The organism is Planococcus sp. TJ-307, assembly GCF_058268435.1.
Map to the genome: position 1 here is coordinate 1 of NZ_JBZDOJ010000010.1, position 22,151 is coordinate 22,151.

At 46.7% G+C, this 22,151-nt stretch carries 19 protein-coding genes, 1 tRNA gene and 1 rRNA gene; 4 read left to right on the forward strand and 17 right to left on the reverse strand.

Translation table 11 applies throughout. From position 1 onward, the window contains the following. From AC4EHK_RS18540 to tilS, 12 genes are all read right to left on the reverse strand, one after another. Positions 1-59, reverse strand: a 16S ribosomal RNA gene (locus tag AC4EHK_RS18540); the annotation flags it as partial. Positions 60-435: 376 nt separating this feature from the next. Further along, entirely contained in the window at positions 436-1,920 is a 1,485-nt protein-coding gene (gene lysS, locus AC4EHK_RS18545) for a lysine--tRNA ligase (RefSeq protein WP_490980215.1), read from the reverse strand. Between the two features lie 207 nt (positions 1,921-2,127). Further along, positions 2,128-2,619 carry a 2-amino-4-hydroxy-6-hydroxymethyldihydropteridine diphosphokinase gene (folK, locus tag AC4EHK_RS18550; protein WP_490980216.1) on the reverse strand — a complete coding sequence of 164 codons (492 nt, stop codon included), beginning with the start codon at positions 2,617-2,619 and terminating at the stop codon, positions 2,128-2,130. After that, on the reverse strand, positions 2,616-2,981 hold the full coding sequence (gene folB / locus AC4EHK_RS18555) for a dihydroneopterin aldolase (protein WP_490980217.1): 366 nt from the start codon (positions 2,979-2,981) through the stop codon (positions 2,616-2,618). The genes folK and folB overlap by 4 nt, the downstream gene beginning before the upstream one ends. Further along, complete coding sequence (gene folP / locus AC4EHK_RS18560; RefSeq protein WP_490980218.1) at positions 2,981-3,793, reverse strand: dihydropteroate synthase; 813 nt, start codon at positions 3,791-3,793, stop codon at positions 2,981-2,983. The genes folB and folP overlap by 1 nt, the downstream gene beginning before the upstream one ends. Before the next feature lie 130 nt (positions 3,794-3,923). Then, entirely contained in the window at positions 3,924-4,865 is a 942-nt protein-coding gene (cysK, locus tag AC4EHK_RS18565; protein WP_490980219.1) for a cysteine synthase A, read from the reverse strand. Between the two features lie 133 nt (positions 4,866-4,998). Then, positions 4,999-5,940: a peptidyl-prolyl cis-trans isomerase gene (locus AC4EHK_RS18570; RefSeq protein WP_490980220.1), complete on the reverse strand. Its 942-nt coding sequence runs from the start codon at positions 5,938-5,940 to the stop codon at positions 4,999-5,001. Next, positions 5,924-6,805, reverse strand: a complete 882-nt coding sequence (gene hslO, locus AC4EHK_RS18575) for an Hsp33 family molecular chaperone HslO (protein ID WP_490980221.1) — start codon at positions 6,803-6,805, stop codon at positions 5,924-5,926. The genes AC4EHK_RS18570 and hslO overlap by 17 nt, the downstream gene beginning before the upstream one ends. A 17-nt stretch (positions 6,806-6,822) precedes the next feature. Continuing rightward, positions 6,823-7,590, reverse strand: a complete 768-nt coding sequence (locus AC4EHK_RS18580) for a type III pantothenate kinase (protein ID WP_490980222.1) — start codon at positions 7,588-7,590, stop codon at positions 6,823-6,825. A gap of 115 nt (positions 7,591-7,705) precedes the next feature. Next, positions 7,706-9,721, reverse strand: a complete 2,016-nt coding sequence (gene ftsH, locus AC4EHK_RS18585; RefSeq protein ID WP_490980223.1) for an ATP-dependent zinc metalloprotease FtsH — start codon at positions 9,719-9,721, stop codon at positions 7,706-7,708. Positions 9,722-9,842: 121 nt separating this feature from the next. After that, on the reverse strand, positions 9,843-10,394 hold the full coding sequence (gene hpt, locus AC4EHK_RS18590) for a hypoxanthine phosphoribosyltransferase (RefSeq protein ID WP_490980224.1): 552 nt from the start codon (positions 10,392-10,394) through the stop codon (positions 9,843-9,845). A 32-nt stretch (positions 10,395-10,426) separates the two neighbouring features. Continuing rightward, entirely contained in the window at positions 10,427-11,815 is a 1,389-nt protein-coding gene (gene tilS / locus AC4EHK_RS18595) for a tRNA lysidine(34) synthetase TilS (RefSeq protein ID WP_490980225.1), read from the reverse strand. Between the two features lie 122 nt (positions 11,816-11,937). Between tilS and AC4EHK_RS18600 the strand changes: the two genes are divergently transcribed. Beyond that, positions 11,938-12,011 (forward strand) — tRNA-Met (locus AC4EHK_RS18600). Positions 12,012-12,199: 188 nt separating this feature from the next. Here AC4EHK_RS18600 and AC4EHK_RS18605 read toward each other — a convergent pair. Next, positions 12,200-12,619 (reverse strand): S1 domain-containing RNA-binding protein, encoded by a 420-nt coding sequence (locus AC4EHK_RS18605; protein ID WP_065536328.1) that lies wholly within the window; start codon positions 12,617-12,619, stop codon positions 12,200-12,202. 116 nt (positions 12,620-12,735) lie between these two features. Continuing rightward, positions 12,736-13,146, reverse strand: coding sequence for an FtsB family cell division protein (locus AC4EHK_RS18610; RefSeq protein WP_490980226.1), 411 nt, complete (start codon positions 13,144-13,146; stop codon positions 12,736-12,738). Between the two features lie 280 nt (positions 13,147-13,426). Here AC4EHK_RS18610 and AC4EHK_RS18615 point away from each other — a divergent pair, with 280 nt between their 5' ends. Genes AC4EHK_RS18615 through argF form a run of 3 tightly spaced genes read left to right on the forward strand, consistent with a single transcriptional unit; the run spans position 13,427 to position 18,538 of the window. Next, positions 13,427-14,497: a carbamoyl phosphate synthase small subunit gene (locus AC4EHK_RS18615; RefSeq protein WP_490980227.1), complete on the forward strand. Its 1,071-nt coding sequence runs from the start codon at positions 13,427-13,429 to the stop codon at positions 14,495-14,497. Then, complete coding sequence (gene carB, locus AC4EHK_RS18620; protein ID WP_490980228.1) at positions 14,490-17,588, forward strand: carbamoyl-phosphate synthase (glutamine-hydrolyzing) large subunit; 3,099 nt, start codon at positions 14,490-14,492, stop codon at positions 17,586-17,588. The genes AC4EHK_RS18615 and carB overlap by 8 nt, the downstream gene beginning before the upstream one ends. Further along, on the forward strand, positions 17,585-18,538 hold the full coding sequence (gene argF, locus AC4EHK_RS18625) for an ornithine carbamoyltransferase (protein ID WP_490980229.1): 954 nt from the start codon (positions 17,585-17,587) through the stop codon (positions 18,536-18,538). The genes carB and argF overlap by 4 nt, the downstream gene beginning before the upstream one ends. Positions 18,539-18,697: 159 nt before the next feature. Here argF and AC4EHK_RS18630 read toward each other — a convergent pair whose 3' ends face one another. From AC4EHK_RS18630 to AC4EHK_RS18640, 3 genes are read right to left on the reverse strand one after another with little or no spacing between them, the layout of a single operon-like run. After that, on the reverse strand, positions 18,698-18,988 hold the full coding sequence (locus AC4EHK_RS18630; protein ID WP_490980230.1) for an RNA-binding S4 domain-containing protein: 291 nt from the start codon (positions 18,986-18,988) through the stop codon (positions 18,698-18,700). A gap of 2 nt (positions 18,989-18,990) precedes the next feature. Beyond that, positions 18,991-20,454, reverse strand: a complete 1,464-nt coding sequence (gene yabN / locus AC4EHK_RS18635; protein WP_490980231.1) for a bifunctional methyltransferase/pyrophosphohydrolase YabN — start codon at positions 20,452-20,454, stop codon at positions 18,991-18,993. Beyond that, complete coding sequence (locus tag AC4EHK_RS18640) at positions 20,451-22,055, reverse strand: putative polysaccharide biosynthesis protein (RefSeq protein ID WP_490980232.1); 1,605 nt, start codon at positions 22,053-22,055, stop codon at positions 20,451-20,453. The genes yabN and AC4EHK_RS18640 overlap by 4 nt, the downstream gene beginning before the upstream one ends. Positions 22,056-22,151: the final 96 nt, after the last annotated feature.

A 22,151-nucleotide genomic window follows, 5' to 3' on the forward strand; every position in this document is an offset into this window, starting at 1 on the left:
TGCATGTATTAGGCACGCCGCCAGCGTTCGTCCTGAGCCAGGATCAAACTCTCCATTATAGAGTAGTATTGATTGCTCAAATACTTGCTGGCGTTTCGCGGTCCGAAGACGCGCGATTCGCTCGTTGATCTGCATACGCTGATCAGTAAGTTTTGCGCGGGCCGTTTTGCGCGGCCGTTGCGTTTTGTTGACGTTTTGCTGTTCAGTTTTCAAGGTTCAAGTTGTTTGCCGCGCTCATTTGGCGACTTTTCAATATTACCAGCTTCCTTTTGAGAAGTCAATAATTATTTTACTTTGTTATTCTTCGCATCTTTTATTATGAAAAACGCGACAAGAAATAGTATAGCATCTTCTTAAAACAGATACAAGCTCTTTTATAAAGAAAACCGATTTAAAGAAAAAAATCTCTTTAAATCGGCATTTTCTGAAGATACCTTATTCTTTTGGACGCATTTGCGGGAACAACAGTACATCTCTAATAGAGGAAGAATTTGTTAACAACATAATTAACCGGTCAATTCCGATTCCCAGTCCACCTGTTGGCGGCAATCCATATTCCAAAGCTTCTATGAAGTCCTCGTCCATTTCATGGGCCTCGTCATTTCCTTCGTCCTTCTCTACCAGCTGCGCTTCAAAACGCTCACGCTGATCAATGGGGTCGTTTAACTCCGTAAATGCGTTGGCGTGCTCACGACGAACGATAAACAGTTCAAAGCGATCAGTAAATCGCTCATCTTCAGGGTTCTTTTTCGCTAATGGCGAAATTTCAACTGGATGTCCGAAAACAAACGTCGGTTGAACTAACTGCTCTTCCACTATCTGTTCGAAGAACTCATTTAAAATATGTCCTGCTTCCATAGTAGGTTTTACATCAATATTATGTTCTTTCGCTAAAGCATGGGCTTCTTCTTTGGACATTTGCTTCCAGAAATCCACACCCGTGTATTCTTTTACCGCATCAGCCATATGCAGACGTTTCCAACCTACAGCTAAATCAATTTCATCTTCGCCGTACTGTACGGTAGTCGTCCCAAGAACTTCTTGCGCTACGTGCGCTACTAAGTTTTCAGTAAGTGCCATGATGTCGTTGTAATCTGCGTAAGCTTCATACAGTTCCAACATAGTAAACTCAGGGTTATGGCGCGTTGAGATTCCTTCGTTGCGGAAAACGCGGCCGATTTCATAGACCTTCTCCAAACCGCCGACAATCAGGCGTTTCAAATGAAGTTCAATGGCGATGCGGATATACAGTTCCATATCCAGTGCATTATGGTGCGTGATAAACGGTTTTGCGGCGGCTCCTCCTGCAATTGAATGGAGCATTGGCGTTTCGACTTCTAAAAATCCTGCGTTATCCAAGTAACGGCGCATCGACTGGATGATGCGGCTGCGCAGAATAAATGTCTCTTTGCTGGTGTCGCTTGTCAACAAGTCCAAGTACCGTTGACGGTAGCGCTGTTCTACATCTTTTAAACCATGAAATTTTTCAGGCAAGGGACGCAATGCTTTTGTCAGGAATTCTACTTCTTTCGCCTTAACTGATAGTTCTCCTACATTCGTTTTAAAGACAGTTCCTTTAATTCCGAGAATATCTCCCAAGTCGACTGTGTTATAAAATTCATAGGCTTCTTCGCCAATTGCATCTTTGCGTACATAAATCTGAATCTGTCCTTTAAGGTCCTGAATATGGGCAAAACCTGCTTTCCCTTTTCCACGCTTCGTCATAACCCGCCCTGCAATAACAACTTCATGCGGAGTTTCTTCAAGTTCTTCTTTAGAAAGCTCACCGTATTGCTCAATAATTTCTTGCGAAAGGTGAGTTCGTTCAAAGCGGCCGCCGAACGGGTCCATTCCATTGTCACGGAACGCCTGCATTTTTTCGCGTCTCACCAATAATTGGTCATTTAATTCTTCTGACATGTCCTACACTCCTTTATCTATATAAAGCCAATCTCATTCACGTATTTCTCTATTGTACACAATTTCTTACTACACTACATAAAAAAGCAGCCACAAATTTGTGACGGCTCTGCGTTCTATGCATCGACCAGCCATTTTCAACCAGTCAATCATGTGGGGCACTGGCATTTCACTTACCGTAAATCTTTTATATGTAAGGTTTTACCGCTACTGTACATGTTGCACAAACTCATTTACGCTGCGATACGATCGCCACAAGCGCACGCCATCTGTTTCCAAAGCACCGATGACTTTTAGATTCGGATTTATTTCCAGCAACGGAACCAAGACAAAAGCTCGCTCGTGCATCCTCGGATGTGGAATGATCAGCCTCTCTGTTTCCAACTCCTCTTGATTGTATAATAAAATATCAAGATCAATTGTCCGCGGTCCCCACCTGACGAGACGCTTGCGGTTTAAATTTTGTTCGACTTCCTGACAAACATCAAGCAGCGCCAATGCTTCAAGTTCCGTTTCAAGTTGGACGACCATATTCAAAAAAGGCTCCTGATCTGTAAATCCTACAGGGTCTGTTTCATAGAGAGAAGATATGCCGATAACCGTGATGGCGGGATGGTCTGCCAGCTGTGAGACAGCCTGCCGCAGCATGTCGAAACGGTCTCCCATATTGGAGCCAAGCGATAAATAGCTTTGGTTCATGCGAATGTTCCTCGCGTCAGTTCAATGGCCACGGATTTATAATGACCAGGGATCGGCGGATCTGGTTTGATTAGCTGTACACGGATGCCTTGCACCAATGGGAACTCAGCCAGAATTCGACCGGCCACGCTTTCCGCCACAGCTTCCACCAGTTTTTTCGGTTCTCCCTCGACGATTGACCGGCAGGCTTCGTAAACTTCTCCGTAGTGCACCGTATGCTCTAAGGCATCTGTCTTTCCAGCCTGCTGCAGGTCCACTGCTAATGAAACCGTTAGCCGAAATCGCTGGCCCAATTTTGTTTCTTCAGGAAATACACCGTGGTAGCCATAAAACTCCATATCGTTCACATGAATAAAATCCATTACTTCTCCTCCTTGTATGGGCGCTTGCCTGTCATTGCATCCATCATTCGGACTACGCGCACCGTTTCTTTTACATCATGGACCCGCACAACGTGACAGCCTTGGTTGATGCCGTAGCAAACTGTTGCGAGCGAGCCTTCCAAGCGTTCATCGACAGGAACATCCAAAATCTTTCCGATAAACGATTTTCTTGACGTGCCAAGAAGAACCGGATAGCCCCATTCTGTCATCCGTCCGATCAATTGCATCGCTTCGAGATTTTGAGCCACAGATTTAGCAAATCCGACACCCGGATCCAGCCAAATATTTTCTTTGCATACACCAGCAGCCAAGGAAATCTGGATGCTTTCAGCAAGGTCCTGCAACAGGTCTTCCTGAAAATCCGAGTATGACGCTTCGCTGCGGTTGTGCATCAAGATAATGGGCACACCCCATTTGGCTGCTACGCCCGCAATTGCCGGATCGTATTTAGCTCCCCAAATGTCGTTGATCATATGCGCCCCTGCTGCAAGTGCTGCATCAGCTACACGCGATTTGTACGTATCAATGGAAATCACCACGTCAAACTGCTGCCGCAACGCTTCAATTACCGGAACAACTCGCGCTATTTCTTCATCATCAGAAATCTGTATATAACCTGGGCGTGTGGATTCTCCACCCACGTCGATAATATCCACGCCATCCGCAATCATCCGCCGCGCATGGATCAACGCCTGCTCCACCCCGTTGTATTTGCCCCCATCGGAAAAAGAATCCGGCGTGACGTTCAATATGCCCATAACGAGCGTTTTATCTTTTAGATTAATTTTCATCAAGCTTCACCGTCCACATCTTATATAGGTATCTATCCCTGAGGAATAAAAGCGCGCCTTCATCTTACCGCAATTAACCAGTTTTGTTCCACAAAAAAAGGGCAGCCAGGAGGCATACCCTTTTAATCATTTAGTTAGATTCCTCAAATTGATAAAGCGGTGTACTCAAGTAGCGTTCTCCGTTGGACGGAATAATCGCCAATACTTTTTTGCCTTTGCCCAAGCGTTTGGCAACTTGAAGAGCGGCATAAATCGCAGCCCCTGAAGATACGCCTCCAAGAATGCCTTCTTCACGCGCAGCTTGGCGTGCGGTCGCATAAGATTGCTCATTGCTAACTTGGATAATCTCATTGTAAATCTCTGTGTTCAATACAGCAGGGACGAATCCTGCTCCAATTCCTTGGATTTTATGCGGGCCTGGCTTGCCTCCCGATAGTACAGGAGAATCTGTAGGCTCTACAGCTACGATCTGAATATCCGGATATTTTTCTTTCAACACTTGGCCAGCACCCGTGATGGTTCCGCCTGTACCAATTCCTGAAATAAATGCGTCCAACTGATCGCCCATTGTTTCCACAATTTCCGGACCCGTCGTTAAGCGATGCACTTCCGGGTTCGCTTCGTTGTTGAACTGCTGAGGCATGAACCAGCCTTTTTCAGCCGCTTCTTTTTCCGCAGTTTTGATGGCGCCATTAGGTCCGTTCATCCCATCTGCACCAGGCGTCAAAATCAATTCTGCCCCGTATGCACGCAATAAATTGCGGCGTTCCATGCTCATCGTTTCCGGCATAACCAATACCGATTTATAGCCTTTAGCTGCTGCAATCATCGCTAAACCGATTCCCGTGTTGCCGCTTGTCGGTTCAATGATCGTGTCGCCTTCTTTTAGGTCTCCGGACTTTTCAGCCGCTTCGATCATGGCCAGCGCAATGCGGTCTTTCACACTGCTGCCAGGATTAAAGTATTCTAGTTTCAAATAAACTTCCGCATCTTCAGGACCTGTCAATCGATTTAATTTCACAATTGGGGTTTGCCCAATCAATTCGGTAATTGAATTTCCTACACGTGCCATTTTTCAACACTCCTAATCCCTAGTGATTTTGTCGACTTTAATAAAGCTAATGGTATCAATAATCCGGATCGTTTGTCAAATAGTATGAATTTATAAAAAATAGACGTTTCGCTGCCGAAACGTCCAGTAAAACTTATTCTCCATAAAACCATTCGGCATCGAATTCCTGCCAAAATGCTTCCGGGGTCACCGATTGCGGCAGTTGCTCCAACGCCAGCTCACGGTTGATATGGCCTGCTACATCCTCAAATGAAAACGTCTGGCCTTCCACCTTTTCAGTCACAGAGATGATGGCAGTTCGACCGTCTTCAAGCGCCAGCGGAGTTGACCAGCCGCCAACTTCAACTTCTGCCACAGTCGTGGAGATATTTTCATCTACGCCCGGGTCGCCACTCGAGATATACCCAATGTCCCCACCGAGATTGCCTGTCGCACTGTCGATTGAACGTTCACGGGCAGTCGCTTCGAATGAAGAGCCTTTTTCCAGTTCAGCAATGGTTTCTTCAGCTTCCGCGACCGAGTTCAGCACAATCATGCGTGTCCGGTAGGAGTCTTTCACATCATAAAGTGATTGATTGTCATCATAGTAGGCCTGAATTTCACTGTCTTCGATAACAATATCTTTAGTCAGCACTTTTTCAAGAATCAGTTGGGCTTCTACTTTTTCACGTTGGCGTGTTTCATCTGCCGCATATAAAGCCGTTTCCGTACTATCTTGCGAAGACCGCAACAACGCTAATTCCAAGTCAATTTCATTTTCCGTTACTTCAATTCCATAATCGCTTGCTGCTGTCGCCATCACTTTTTCATTGACCAGTTCGAGCAATGCTTCGCGGCCATGCTGTTCTTCCATAGAAACTAGCCATTCTTCACGCGTGATGTCTTCGCCGCTGACAGAAGCCACTGTTTCCGCATTCCCTGCGTCATTTGGAATCAACCACGCAATAAACCATAGCAAGTTAGCTAATAGCAAAATTCCGATAATCAATAATACCGGTTTGGTTTTTAAATGTCGTTTCGGCTTGCCTGTCCCTGCCGGTGGCACAGGTCGCCGGTTATTATGACTGGAGTTCATTGATAAACGATTCGAGTTCCTCTTTAGAATACTGATACGTTTCCAGGCAGAAATGGCATTGTGCTTCTGCCATGCCGTCTTCGTCGATCATGTCTTGAATTTCTTTTTTTCCAAGCCCCAGAATTGCTGTAGCAAACCGATCTTTGGAACAGTTACAGTCGAAATTTACCGGCATTTTATCAAGAATTTGGACATTTCCTTCTCCAAGTACCGCTTCAAGAATTTCTTCAGGCGACAGTCCCCGCTGAATCATTTTGGAGACAGGTTCGATGTTGGACAGGCGCTCTTCAATTTTTGTAATGGTTTCATCGTCTGTATTTGGCATCAATTGCACGATAAAACCACCAGCTGCCAGCACCGAATTGTCCGTGTCAACTAAGACACCCAATCCGACAGAAGAAGGCACTTGTTCAGATGCAGCAAAATAATAAGTAAAATCTTCAGCAATCTCTCCGGATACGATCGGTGTTTGGCCTGTGAAGTTATCACGCATGCCCAAGTCTTTAACGACCGACATCATACCGTCCGTACCAACCGCACGGCTGACATCCAATTTTCCTTGTTTGTTCAAATCAAAATGGGTTTGAGGGTTCGAGGCATATCCGCGGACGCCGCCTTTTCCATTGCTGTCCACCAGCAAAGCACCAACCGGTCCGCCGCCTTCAAACTTAATCGTCACTTTATCGTCGCCTTTCAGCATCGCGCCAAGCATGACGCCGCCAGTCATGGCACGCCCCAAAGCTGCCGTTGCTGTTGGCCACATCATGTGGCGACGCTGTGCTTCTCCAACTGTTTTCGTACTGTCTACTGCAAATGCACGGACACTCCCGTTAAATCCGAGGCCGCGAACTAAATAATCTGACACAAGTATCGTTCCTTTCTTTACGCTTGGTTGCGTTTATATATTAAATACAAGCCCTTTAAAGTCAAAAAAGGATCTACGTAATCAATAACCGTTGATTCGTCAGCAATGATCGAAGCCATGCCACCGGTCGCAATGACTGTTGGCGTTTTCTTGCTCTGTTTTTTCATGCGCGCTACAATTCCTTCAGCCTGGCCCACATAGCCGTAGACGATGCCTGCCTGCATTGCAGATATGGTATTTTTTCCGACAACCTGATCAGGCGTAGCAATCTCTATTCGCGGCAACTTAGAAGCTCGCGCATAAAGTGCTTCTGTAGAAATGTTGATGCCCGGAGCAATAGCCCCGCCCATATATTGCTGTTTTTCATCAATATAACAGAACGTGTTGGCCGTGCCGAAGTCTACAATGATTAGCGGACTGCCGTATTCATGTATGGCTGCAACTGCATTGACAATACGGTCGGCGCCAACTTCCCTTGGATTGTCGTACTTGATATTGAGCCCAGTTTTAACACCAGGTCCGACAATCATCGGTTTTACCTGAAAATATTTTTGGCACATCCGCTCCAGGGCAGACATGATCGGCGGCACAACCGAAGACATAATAACACCGTTGATAGATGAAAAGCTTAAGTCGGCATCGTTTAAAAATGCCTTAATCTGCATCCCATACTCATCTTCTGTTTTATAGCGAAGAGTCTCCATACGCCAATGATGCAATAACTGGTCCTGATCATAGACACCCAGGACGATATTTGTGTTTCCAGCATCCAATACTAAAATCATGATTTGCCCTCACTTATTGACGAATTTCCACCACATCATACCATAATTTCAAGAAAGCAAAAAGCTGATCGCCTCTTCCCTTCAAAGGGAACGGGCAACCAGCTCATCATTTTGCTTATTTGCGTCTTTCTTGAATCGGATCACTCACTGGAGCCGACTCGCCGCCTTCTTCTGGCAGGTCTCCTGCTGAAGGGTCAGCTGGTGCACCTACTGCGTCTGCAGCGTCACCGTCTTTTTTCAAATCAGGCGTGTTGTCATCTCCAAAGTCGCCGTTCAATGTTTCGTATGAACGTTCAGGGAGCGTTCCATGATCTTTCAAGTGAAGGATCTGGGCAGCATCCAATGTTTCAACTTCAAGCAATGTATTTGCAATTAATTTCAGGAGGTCCTGGTTTTCAGTCAGAATCTCTTTTGTGCGAATATACTGCTCTTTGATGATGCGTTGGACTTCCTGATCAATTTCAAATGCGATTGCATCCGAATAGTTTTGTTCTGAGTTAAAGTCACGTCCTAAGAAAACGTTCCCGCCTTGCGCTGTACCGAATTGAACCGGACCAATCTTATCACTCATGCCATATTCCGTTACCATGCTGCGGGCAATTGCCGTCGCACGTTGGAAATCGTTATGGGCGCCGGTCGATACTTCACCGAATGAAAGGTCTTCAGCTACACGGCCTCCGAGTAATCCCGCAATTTTATCAAGCAATTCCGGTTTCGTCATAAAGTAGCGATCTTCTCTTGGCAGCATGACAGCATAGCCGCCAGCTTGGCCACGAGGAACAATGGTTACTTTATGAACGATATCTGCGTCATCCAATATTAAGCCGATCACAGTATGCCCGGATTCGTGGAATGCCACGATATTGCGTTCTTTTTTCGAGATAACACGGTTTTTCTTAGCAGGACCTGCAATAACACGGTCTGATGCTTCATCAAGATCGGACATATCGATTTTGAGCTTACTGCGACGAGCTGCCACAAGTGCCGCTTCGTTCAATAAATTCTCTAAATCGGCACCTGAGAATCCAGGTGTGCGCTGAGCGATCGCTTTTAAATCAACATTTTCATCAAGCGGTTTGTTGCGTGCATGTACTTTAAGCACTTCTTCACGGCCCTTAACATCTGGACGACCTACAGTAATCTGACGGTCAAAACGTCCTGGACGAAGCAAAGCCGGATCCAAAATATCTGGACGGTTTGTTGCTGCAATAATAATAACGCCTTCGTTTGCACCAAAGCCATCCATCTCAACCAATAGTTGGTTCAATGTCTGCTCACGCTCATCGTGTCCACCGCCAAGACCAGCGCCACGCTGGCGACCGACTGCGTCAATTTCATCGATGAAAATGATACAAGGTGCATTTTTCTTAGCGTTTTCAAACAAATCACGAACTCGAGAAGCCCCGACACCCACAAACATTTCTACGAAATCAGAACCACTGATTGAGAAGAAAGGAACGCCTGCTTCTCCGGCCACGGCACGTGCCAACAAGGTTTTACCGGTACCCGGAGGTCCAACAAGCAAAATCCCTTTTGGAATGCGTGCGCCAATGTCTGCAAATCTACGCGGATCTTTCAGGAAATCAACAACTTCTACAAGTTCCTGTTTCTCTTCATCTGCTCCAGCTACATCATTAAAGCGAACTTTTTGTTTCTGATCATCATACAACTTCGCTTTGCTTTTACCAAAGTTCATCACACGGCCGCCTCCGCCGCCTTGTGACTGATTAAGCAAGAAGAAGAAAAGGATGAAGATGATGATAAACGGAATGATGCCTGTGAAAAATGAAACCCAACCACTTGTTTGTGGGGCTTTCAAGAATTCAACCTGCACATCCTGCGAGCTGGCGACTTCATCAATTTGAGTCGTCAATGCTTCGTTTTCAAGCGGAATATTCGTTACAAATGACTGGCCTTCTTCATAGCCTTCCATTACGCCTGTAACTTCATAAACCATTGCTTCTGGCTGAATGGTTACTTCCGTAATTTCCCCATTTTCCAGTGCTTCTAAAAATTCGTTATATCCTATATTTTCAGTCGGCTGGTTGCTATTGTTAAAAGTGCCCAGAATCCCGATAATAACTAGGAAAATCAGTAAATAAAATATGGTGTATCGAAATATCCGATTCATCCCGCGCCTCCTCATAAAGTTTCCCTAAAACTATACTAAATACTACCATAGGAACATTTAAGCATACAACGAAAAGGCCTTATTCCCGCTGATAAATCCATAGACTGTGAACGATCGTTGTCTATTCTTCTTCTCCGCTGTAAACTGAAGGCTTCAGAATCCCAATGTACGGCAAATTCCGGTATCTTTCTGCGTAATCCAACCCGTAGCCCACCACAAATGCATCCGGTACGATAAAGCCGACATAGTCAGCTTTCAAGTCGACTTTGCGTCCTGTCGGCTTGTCCAGCAATGTAACGATCTTGATCGACTTGGCTTTCCGGTACTTGAACAGGTCCACCAAATAGCTGAGCGTCAATCCGCTGTCGATGATGTCTTCGATAATCAGAAGGTCGCGTCCTTCAACACTAGCGTTTAAATCTTTGATGATTTTAACTTCTCCTGAAGAAACGGTAGCATTGCCATAGCTTGAAACGTCCATGAAATCCATTTCGACAAAGCCGTCAATGCGTTTCATCAAATCTCCCATAAATGGCATTGCGCCTTTTAATACACCGATAGCCAGTGGATACTTGTCTTTGTAATCCTCTGTCAACGTTGCCCCTAATTCACGTGCTTTTTCCTGGAGCAGTTCTTCACTGATCAATACTTCTTTAATATCGTTCTGTAACATGGTGGACCTCCTAATAATCCTGGTTTTACACTCTATAAACATTGTTCAATTAGTACCCAATTGTCTCCGTCGCGTTTGTGTCGACTGACCATAACAGATGGGCGTAAGCCTGGCACCAATAAAAGTTCGTTTTTGCCAGTTGCAATGACAGGCCAACTTGCTCTCTGAGGCACAGGGATTTTTTCATCAATCATTAAACGCGCCAATTTCTTTGGCTGATCCATTCCGGCAAGCTGAATCCGGTCACCTGGTTTTCTGCTTCTCAAAAAAAACTGCGAATCTTCCGGCGCACAAAAATACCAAGTTGCAGCATCTTCGGTTTTTTTCCATTCCTCGGAAGGCATGACTTTGTAACGGCAGCCATGGTAAAGCGTCGTCCATTCAGTTGTAATCGAGACGAATGCAGCAGGGGTGGGTTCGAGCGATTGGCGGGTCAGAAAGACCGTGTCGTATTGGCGGGTCGCTACATAATTTTTCGGCAAATGTAAGAAAACAGTGCCAGAAGAACTTTGCATCATTTCCTGCATTTGTTCAGCCAGCTGTCTTGTTACGGGAACTTGCTTCGGATTATATAGATAGTTTAATAGTAGTAGAACCATTCTTTTTTGTAAAGCGCGCGCCTCGAGTCTGAAACTTTTGGCAGACAAAACAATCGCATCTGCTTTTGTCCGAATCAATTGCTGCAATTTTTCCTCAGCCAATTCCCTCAAAAATTGCTGATCCTGCTGCATATCTTCAGCCAGTTCAACAAAATTTTGGGAAGCTTGGTTATTTTCTTCTTTCAACAGCGGCAAAACTCGCTGCCGCAGCCGATTTCGTGCATAAGCCGATTCCGCGTTGCTGGAGTCTTCCCGGTACGGAATTCCGTGCGCTTTGGCATATGCTGCAATCTGTTCTTTATCCACCGCCAATTGAGGACGGATCAAGCGACCGGTTCCAAACAAACGGCTGGTTGGCATTCCAAAATCACCATCCTGTAGGCTCCCTCTTAACCCTGACATAAGGACAGTCTCAAGCTGATCGTCTGCATGATGGGCCGTTGCCAGTTTGGCGGCACCGGTTTTTTCCATGATTTCCTGGAAGAAAGCGTAACGTTCAGATCGGCACAACTGCTGCTTGTTGCCTCCTCTTTCTTTCCAAATATCCGGGATTGGAATAGCTCGGCTAAAGCAATCCACTCCCCATTCCTTAGCTATTGCTTCCGTAAATTTTCTGTCTTGTTTGGATTCCTCGCCTCTCAGCATATGGTCAACATGGACGGCTGCAATGGAAATGCCAAACTCGTCTTTATTGGCATTCAAGAAATGAAGCAATACCATCGAATCGATTCCTCCCGAACAGCCAACCAGTACAAGGTCTCCGGAATCAAGCAAGCGATGCTTGCGGATATGCTCCGTCATCAGCTCCTGAAAGCTTTTCATTTTTTTCACCTCGCTCGCCTTTATCTTTAAGATAGTCCAGAAGAATAAGATAAAATTATTTTAAAATGGCAATTGACAGCTGGATCTTTCAATAGTATGCTATTAAATGTTCGTTTAAACAAGGCGGCGTAGCTCAGCTGGCTAGAGCGTACGGTTCATACCCGTGAGGTCGGGGGTTCGATCCCCTCTGCCGCCATTATTCTTCAACTGAAAACTTTACCCTTAAGCAGCGTCCGAATCGGACGTTGCTTTTTTTGCGTCAAATTTCCCAGGCAAATCCACTAAATGCGATTAAAAAAAACGCTTCCCATGTGAGAAGCGTTTCTACTATTGATTTCCAACTGTGTTGAAGCATTTCCCTATACTATTAAAACAGCTAGCAAGTTAGCCTCTTTTTGCTCCTCGGCCGCCGCGTTTCGATTCCGTAGCGCGTTTCAAGGTCGTCATGTTTTCTTCGCTGTCCTTCAAGAACTTCGCCATTTTTGTTTCGAAGTTTTCTTTTGGAGCGCGTTCAAACGAACGATTGCTTGGACGTGGGCGTTGTGGTCGTTCTGTGCCGCCGGGTGGCTGTGGCTTCGCTTTACGAATGGACAGACCAATTTTGCCGTCTGCTTCTACATTCATGACTTTAACTTCTACCATTTCGCCAACTTTTAAATGATCGTTAATATCTTTCACATAGTTGTCGGCGACTTCACTTATATGCACGAGGCCTGTTGCACCAGTTGGAAGCTGAACAAATGCTCCAAAGTTTGTAATACCTGTGACTTTACCTTCTAACTTGCTGCCTACTTCAATCGACATAAAAAAAATGCTCCTCCTTAAAAATTAAGATGACTCCAAAATACTGGGCCACACTGTCATTTTGCGGGACTTATCCCACTTTTTATTATAACCATCAAAAAAAGAGTGTCAACTGACTACTCTTCTTCTGTAGGATTTTCTTCATCAGTTGGTGTTGTAAAAATAATCTCTCCTTCATCTGAAAGAAAGTAATCTTTGCGCGCCAATTTAGCCAAATATTCTTCATCATTTAATAATAGAATTTGTTCTTCCAACTGGTTCTGCTCTTTTTCAACTTCTTCAAGCATCAGCAATGTTTCTTCACGAAGCTGTTCTTTTTCAGAAATCGTCTGCGATTGGGCATAAATCGTAGACCCGACCCAAATTGTCGCCACTAAAACCATTAAACCAAATACGCTCAGCCTTCTCAATAATCGTACCCGGTGAGCTTTTTTGCGCTGCCCTTCCATTTCAACCGAACGGACATAGTCATTGCGAATTGAGGTGACTTCGCGCTTTTCCGTCTGGTTGTCTCTCTTCAAACTCATGACCCGCTCCCCTTCCATACTAACTTTGTCATTATTATACATGAAAAGCCTTGATATTATAAGCTTTTTGAATAATTCCCGCTATTTTCACTCTATTTCTTAAAAAATCCAACTCGAACTTTTACTTTTAATTAATAAAAATACTATTGACTTAATTTTTATACAGTTTTATAATACTAATCATTATCTTTTTATGAACGTTTATAGGGTTTCATCGGATTTTAATTTATTCTAAACTTATAAATATACAAAATTATTGAATAAAATTGGAGTGAAGCAAATGACAGGTTTATTGACGTTATCAGATGGAAAAGCATTCAAAGGGCAATGGCATGGCGAGGTTTCTGCTATTCAAGGAGAAATCGTCTTTTTCACGGGAATGACCGGCTATGAAGAAGTTTTGACTGATCCTTCTTATAAAGGTCAGATTATCGTCTTTTCTTACCCTTTGATCGGGCAATACGGAATCCAGTCGCTTTATGCACAATCCGACCAAATCCAGACTGCTGGCATCATTGTTGCCGGATTGTATGAAGGTCCTCTCGGCAAGGATGCCATTTCGCTCGCTGACTTTGCCGCCAGCCACAAGATTCCCATTTTGAGCGGAGTCGACACACGTTCTGTCATTCAAAATGTTCGTGAATCGGGAACAATGCAATCGCAGCTTGTCCATGCATCCTTGCCAGAACTGCCTTGGAAACCGGTGCAAACCGATTTCTTCCCGGTCATCACAACTCTTCAAGAAATCCAAGCTTTCGGTTCCGGCTCGACTCACATTGGATTGATTGATTTCCATTATAAATCTTCTATTTTAAAAGAACTGCTCGAATTGGACTGCAAGGTCAGCATCATTCCTTATGCAACTCCAACAGAAAAGCTCGACTCACTCGGACTGGACGGCCTGCTTTTTTCAAATGGCCCAGGAGATCCGGCAGCCCTTCAGCATTTACTTCCCACATACCGCGACTGGGCTGAACGCTATCCAAGTTTCGGCATTTGCCTCGGCCACCAAGTCCTCGCTTCGGCATTTGGCGCTAAAACGGCCAAGCTTGCATACGGCCATCGCGGCGCCAATCATCCGGTGATGAACCTGCGGACCAAGCGGGTCAGCATGAGTTCTCAAAATCACAGCTATGTGGTGGAAAGCGCCAGTTTGCAAGGCACGCCGTTTTCCGTACTATACGAAAACGTCAACGATGGCAGCATTGAAGGCCTTGTCCACAATACCTTGCCCGTGACCACAGTCCAATTCCATCCGGAAGCGGCGCCCGGCCCAGCCGATCACCTTGAACTGTTCCATCAATTTTTAGGGGCCGCACAACAGAAAGAGAGAGTGAAAATGCATGCCTAAGCAAGAAGCCATAAAAAAAGTACTGGTCATTGGCTCGGGAGCCATTGTCATTGGGCAAGCAGCAGAATTTGATTATTCAGGCACTCAGGCATGTATGGCGCTAAAAGAAGAAGGGATTCATGTTGTGCTGATCAATAATAATCCGGCAACCATCATGACCGATAAATCCGTTTCTGACCGAGTCTATTTTGAACCGCTGACTTTGGACAGTGTTACGGCCATCATAAAAAAAGAACGTCCGGATGGCCTGCTTGCAACAGTCGGCGGACAAACCGGCTTAAATCTGGCGATGGCTTTATTCGATTCGGGCATCCTGACACAATATGGTGTTACGCTGCTTGGCACCGACATGAAAGCCATCAAGCAAGCGGAAGACCGCGAACAATTCCGTTCGCTAATGAACCAATTGAGCGAACCTGTTCCAGACAGTGATATTATTTATTCCGTCGAAGACGCCCTAAACTTTGCTGCTTCAGCCGGCTACCCGCTCATCGTGCGTCCGGCTTACACACTGGGTGGCTTTGGCGGCGGAATTGCCGAAAATGAAGAGACCTACATCAAACTGGTCAGTCAAGGATTAAGCGCCAGCCCGATTAAGCAATGTCTGGTCGAAATCAGCATTGCCGGCTACAAGGAAATCGAATATGAAGTTATGCGCGATGCTGACGGAACCTGCATCACCGTTTGCAACATGGAAAACCTGGACCCGGTCGGCGTGCATACGGGCGACTCGATCGTTGTGGCACCCAGCCAGACATTGAACGATAAAGATTTCCATATGCTGCGCAGCTCTTCTATCCACATCATTGAAGCGCTCGGCATTATTGGTGCCTGCAACGTTCAGTTCGCCCTGCACCCGGAAACGTCCGCTTATTATTTGATTGAAGTCAATCCGCGCGTCAGCCGTTCTTCGGCACTCGCTTCCAAAGCAACAGGCTATCCGATTGCCAAGATCGCTGCAAAGCTGGCGATTGGCTACACATTGGCGGAATTAAAAAATCCAGTGACCGGCACCACGTTTGCCAGCTTTGAACCCGCACTGGATTACGTAGCCGTCAAAATTCCGCGCTGGCCATTCGACCAGTTCCCGCAGGCTGAGCGCAAACTTGGCACACAAATGAAAGCAACTGGCGAAGTCATGGCTATCGAACGCCGCATGGAAGCCGCGCTGCAAAAAGCGATACGTTCACTTGAATTGCCGATTGATGGATTTCGCCTGGCACCACTTTCCCACTTTTCGACAGAAGATTTATGCACGCTGGCAACTGAAGCCGATGACCGCAGACTGTTTGTGCTTTTTGAACTGTTGATTCGCGGCAAAAGCATTGAATTTTTGCACAGCATCACGGCCATTACTCCTTATTTTCTTTCGGTGATGGCCAATATCGTTACCGAATGGAAAGAGCTTCAGCAACTGGACTGGAACAGCATGACCCGCACCCGCCTGCTGCAAGCCAAAACACTTGGCTTCAGCGATCAGCAATTGGCGGACCTTTGGAATGTCACCTGTCCTGAGATTTGGGGACAGCGACGCATCTGGCAAGTAACGCCTGCTTACCGCATGATTGATACATGTGCTGCCGAGTTCCGGTCAGACACCAATTATTTTTATTCCACATGGCAAGGTTTTTCCGATGTCAGCCGTTCTCACCATAAGAAAAAAGTCGCGGTTGTGGGGTCTGGACCGATTCGAATTGGACAGGGCATCGAATTCGATTATTGCTGCGTCCACAGTGTACTGGCCGCCCAAAAGCTGGGCTATGAAGCGATTATGATCAACAACAATCCGGAAACGGTCAGCACCGATTACGAAGTCGCAGATGCTTTGTATTTTGAACCGATGACGCCGGAAGACATTCTCAATGTCCTGGATTTTGAAGGCATTAATCAGGTCATTCTCCAGTTTGGCGGGCAAACTTCGCTGAATGTGGCAGCTGCTTTGCAGGAAGCCGGCATCACGGTGCTCGGTTCGACAGTCGATTTATTGGATCAAATGGAAGACCGCGACCGGTTTTATGCGTTTCTGGAATCGATCGGCTTGCCGACCATTCCTGGCAAAACGGCACTTGATGCGTCAGCTGTCATACCGGCAGCCCGTTCGCTCGGGTTCCCGGTGCTCCTGCGTCCGTCTTATGTTATCGGCGGGCGCGGCATGATCGTGTTGCATAACGAGGTAGAACTTGGCAAATGGCTGCAGCAAACAACCATGGCCTTTCCGGTACTGGTTGATCATTTTGTCACCGGCAAGGAAGTGGAAGCGGATATCCTGACCGATGGCGAAAATGTCTGGATCTCTGCCATTTTCGAGCATGTTGAAGGAACCGGGGTTCATTCCGGAGACAGTATTTCCATAACACCGCCGGTTTCTTTATCAGAACAGGCACTTCAAGAGCTCTCGAAAACGGCGAAGCATATTGCCAGAAACATGGCATACACGGGCTTGTTCAATATTCAATTTGTCTACGAAGGCGACCAATTATACGTCATGGAAATCAACCCGCGTGCATCGCGTACAGCACCGATCAGCTCGAAAGTGACGGATGTGCCGCTCGTGCAGCATGCGACGGCTCTATTGCTGGGAGTGCCTTTCGAAGATCTCCACATAGAAGAAAGCTATAACGGACAGCCGGAGTATACGGTCAAAGCACCGGTCTTCTCCCATATTAAACTGCCGGGCTTGTCCCCTGTCCTGTCTCCTGAAATGATGTCGACCGGCGAAGTAATCGGCTCAAGTCCCGACCTGGACAAAGCCATCGCAAAAGCCTTGAACGGGGCTTCTGTTAAATTGGCCGACCTTGCTTCTGGCGGCACTGTGTTTGTCGCGGAAGGGTCGATTGCCCAAGTGGACAACACATTGTGGGAATCACACGGCTTTGCCATTGTCACCGAATCACTCATGCCTTTTGAGGAGTGGCTGAAAACAGAAGATAAAAAAGCTTATATCGATTTTGTCCCTGACCCGGAAAGCACCAATGCCAAGCAAGCAGCGATTCACCGTCTCCATGTTTGGACACGCCCTGAAACAGCAGCTGCTTTTAACGGAACGTATTCATCCATTACCACATTACCGAAAGGAGTGCTTGCAAAATGACAATGGCGATTCCATTTGCTCCATCGATTGTCCAAGAAGATTTCCTGTCCCTGAAAGATTACAGCACAGATGAAATTATAGACTTGCTTCATTTGGCAATCGAACTAAAAAAACCCGAAAACAAGTACTTGCCGCTGTTAAAAGGAAAAGTACTCGGCATGATTTTCGAAAAGTCCTCTACCCGTACTCGTGTTTCGTTTGAAGCTGGCATGCTACAGCTCGGCGGCAACGCTATGTTCCTGAGCTCTCAGGACACACAAATAGGACGAGGTGAAACCATTGCCGATACCGGACGCGTCCTGTCAGGTTATCTCGATGGACTGATGATCCGCACGTTCCACCAATCTGTTGTCCAGGAATTGGCAGACTTTAGTTCCATTCCGGTCATCAACGGCTTGACCGATGATTATCACCCTTGCCAGGTGCTGGCGGATTTGATGACCATCCTCGAGCATTTCGGTACACTAAAAGGCAAGAAAATGGCGTACATCGGTGATGGCAATAATATGGCCAACTCCTTGATGATTGGTGCCGCCAAAGTCGGCATGGATATCAGCATCGCCTCACCTGCTACTTATGCGCCCACTGCAGAAATGGTGGCTTTGGCGAAAGACATCGCTCAATACACCGGTTCGACCATTGTTATTACTGACAGCCCGGAACAAGCAGTTGCCGGGAGCGATATTATTTATACCGATGTTTGGGCCAGCATGGGGCAGGAACAGGAAACGATTGAACGCCTGCAGCATTTCCAGGGCTTCCAGGTGAACGAAGAACTCGTCAAGCATGCCAATGAAGATTATATTTTCATGCATTGCCTCCCTGCCCATCGTGAAGAAGAAGTAACGACCGGCATTTTGGAAGGACCGCATTCGGTGATTTTCCAGGAATCCGAAAACCGCCTGCATGCCCAAAAAGCTGTACTCGTTGCGTTGATGGCTGATAAATAAGAAACGCCTAAGGAATCGATCGATTCCTTAGGCGTTTTTCTGTCTACTTGCCGCTGAGCATCAAAATCTTGGCGATTTCATCATATAGAAGATGACCTGCTTTATCCATGGTGCATTTTGTTCAGAAAAAAACCTGCACAAGGCAGGTTTTAAAAACATTTACGCTTCATCATCAATAAATTCAGGTTCGACCTTATCCAACTTTTCTTCTTTCAAGATGGTGTACATAGTGGCCGCTTCTTCTTTTTTGGCGACTTCTTTCAACCGATCGATCCGCACCGTCACGACTTTTTGGCCGAAGCGGATTTGCAGCTCATCATTTTCTTTGATGACTGAGCTGGCTTTTGCTTTATTGCCGTTTACCGTGATGCGGCCTTGGTCAGCCACTTGCTTCGCTAACGTACGGCGTTTAATCAAACGTGAAACTTTCAAAAATTTATCGAGGCGCATAATTATTCTTCCTTTCTTGCCAATAGTTTGGCTTGGTTCCAAAATCTATCCAACTGCTCCAGCGTGTAGTCGCTGAAGTTTCCAGTCCCCTGCCTTACTTGCTGTTCCACATAGCCGAAACGCGTGTGGAATTTTCGGTTCGCCTGCATCATTGCTTCTTCGGGTGATAAGTCAAAGAAACGGGCAATGTTCACAAGAGTGAACAACAAATCGCCGAGTTCATCCAATTGGCGGGCTTTGGAACCTTTCGCTACTTCCTGTTGAAACTCCTGCAATTCTTCATGGAATTTATCCCATGCACCGGCAGCATCCGGCCAGCCGAATCCGACTTTCGCCGCTTTTTTCTGATAATTGAACGAGGTGGTCAAAGAAGAACTGAAGCGGTCCTGGCCATCCAACAAAGACTCAGCAGCCGGTTTTTCCTGTGCTTTGATTTCCTGCCAATTGGCGACAACTTGATCGGCATCTTTCACCGTCGCATCCCCAAACACATGCGGATGGCGGCGAATCATTTTCGCACCGATGGATTCCAGCACATCCTCTAACTGGAAGTAGCCGTTATCCTGGCCGATTTGGGCATGCAGGAATACTTGCAGCAAGACATCGCCCAATTCATCAGCGATCGCGTCATCGTCGCCTTCCTGAATCGCCTGAAGCAGCTCGTGTGCTTCTTCAATCAAAAATGGACTCAGCGACTCATGCGTCTGCTCGCGGTCCCACGGGCAACCTTCAGGGCTTCTCAGCTTCGCGATGATGCTGCGGAAAGTTTGCCATTCCTTTAAGCGCTGGTTTTGATCAGCAGCTGGAGGCACATAGACAGTCGTCAAGTTGTTGACTTCCGCCGAGCGGTCCAATTCATGGAGCGGCACGGTACGCAGCACTTCATCTTTGGATCCCGCAGCTGTGACGATGGTCACCGGGTAATCGTCCGGGTATTTTTCCATCAGCGTCAATTTGACTTCCGATGCGCTAAAGCTGTCATAAACTTGGGCAATCAACAAGTGCTGCGTCATGTTGACTTGGTCACTGGTCATTTCTGTGCCGTCCATCAATTGAAAGCCTTCAATCGGATCAATGCGAAGTGCACCGAACAGCGAATCCAGGAAACTGTGTCCGCCTTCGACGGCTAATTGGCAACGTCCTTGCTTTTCAGCTTCGATCAAATTTTGCACTGTCTGTTCCGCCACTAACGGATGGCCCGGCACCGCATAGATTACTGCTGTCTGTTGGGACAAACCGATCAGTGTTTCCGCAATTTCTTCATAGACCGGACTGAAGGTGTCGTGTTTTTCATAAACCCCGTCAAAGCTTGTAAAAGTTACACCTTCCTGTGCCAGTTCTACCAGTACCGGATGATCTTCGGTTCGTACGTATAAATTATCCGCAGCTTTCAGCTTTTTATAGACGCCAAGCGGCAATTGGTCTAAATCTCCGGCACCAAGGCCGATTATGTGAATGGTGTTCATCGCTTTTCACCTTTTTTCTTTGAGTTTATTGCTAATTGCAATCCTGCAAGCTTGCGGCCGAATGGAATGATATACCATTCTTTCTCGGTAATGATGCGGCTTTTGGCGATTAATGCCATGAATATCACAGCACCAAGCGGAATCGCTGTCGCCGTTGTGAGTGCAGCGCCTAAGCGGCTGGACAAGCCATCAAACAGATAACCGGCAGCTACCAACGACCAACCCAGCACCACGGCAGACATGGCCAAAGCGGCTCCAAAAAGCCAGAGGTAATAGGAAAATGGCGCAAACTGCAGCGGCCAGACTTTCTTGAAATAGACCAATAAGCCCGCTACGATCACCGCCAAGCCGATATTTCCGGCAACGGCCGCTCCCGTGACTCCCCAAATCGGCAGCAGCAGCCAATTGCCAATGACTTTTACAACCAAGCCCAACAGCAGCAGCAAAGCTGGAACTCTTACCTTACCGAGTCCGTGAAGCATCGCCGTCATGATCAGCAGCAGTGACATCCAGACGATCTGCCAACTGAAGATGATCAAGGCACCGGACTGTTCGCGTGTTTGAAATAAGGTTTCATTCACGTGGGGCATGACAAAGGTCAGCCCTGCCGCAGCGGCGAATGCAAACAGAAAAGACACGCGAAATGCCAATTGGGCATACATCTCAGGTGGTCTGCCGCTGTGTTTTTTAGAAGTTCGGGCGACCAGCGGCACAATTGCTAAAGTCAGCGAAGTGGCGATTAAAATGCCAAATTGCACAAGCGGCTGGCCGCGGTCGTAAATTCCTTTCTGTTCCATGGCGGCAAGACGTGCGAGTCCGCCCTCTTCCAGCAGCCGGAATACCGTAAACGAGTCGACCAACTGAAATAATAATAGGATTAAAGAACTCATGCTGACACTCAAACTGACAGCAGTCATTTCTTTGATGATTGGCCAAGTTCCGACTTGTGAAGGTTGTGTCAGGAAATCTGACTGCTTGCGGAAGTAGACCAGCAGCAAGACCACTGCCCCAAGCCCGCCGGCAACTGCACCCAGCATCGCCATTTGTCCCGCAGCGTACAATGAAAATCCGCTCGAAACGACGAGCCAGGTGCCGATTAAAATGACTGATACACGCAGTCCCTGTTCCATCACCTGCGCATAGGCAACTGGCGCCATGTCATTGCGCGACTGAAAATATCCTTTTAAAATAGCGAGCGGCGCCATTAACAGCACCGAAAACGCACCTACTTTCAGCAAGCCGTCCAGTTGCCTGTCACCCATCCAACCTGCCAGAAGTTCTGCACCGAAAAACAGCAAAGCAAATACCGATGCGGAAATAGCGGCCACATACAGGAACGCAATGCGCAAAATTGGCCCGTGTGTTTGCCTGTCGGTATCCGCCAGCAATTTGGAAACTGCTACAGCAAAGCCGTAGGATGTCCAGATGCCGAAAATCGCAACAAACGGATACACTTGCTGGTATATATAGAAGCCTTGGTCTCCGACAAGGTTCTGAAAAGGCACCCGGTAGACCGCGCTCAGCAGCTTGACGATAAATCCTGCAATCGTCAGCAAGACCGCACCTTTCATAAATGATTTCATTGTGCCTTCATTGTTCACCGGACCCACTCATCTCTTGCTTATAGTAACTTTATATGTTGGAAAATTTTTTGCTGTTATACAATCGCTCGCGGCACAACTCCCGCAAGAAACCAG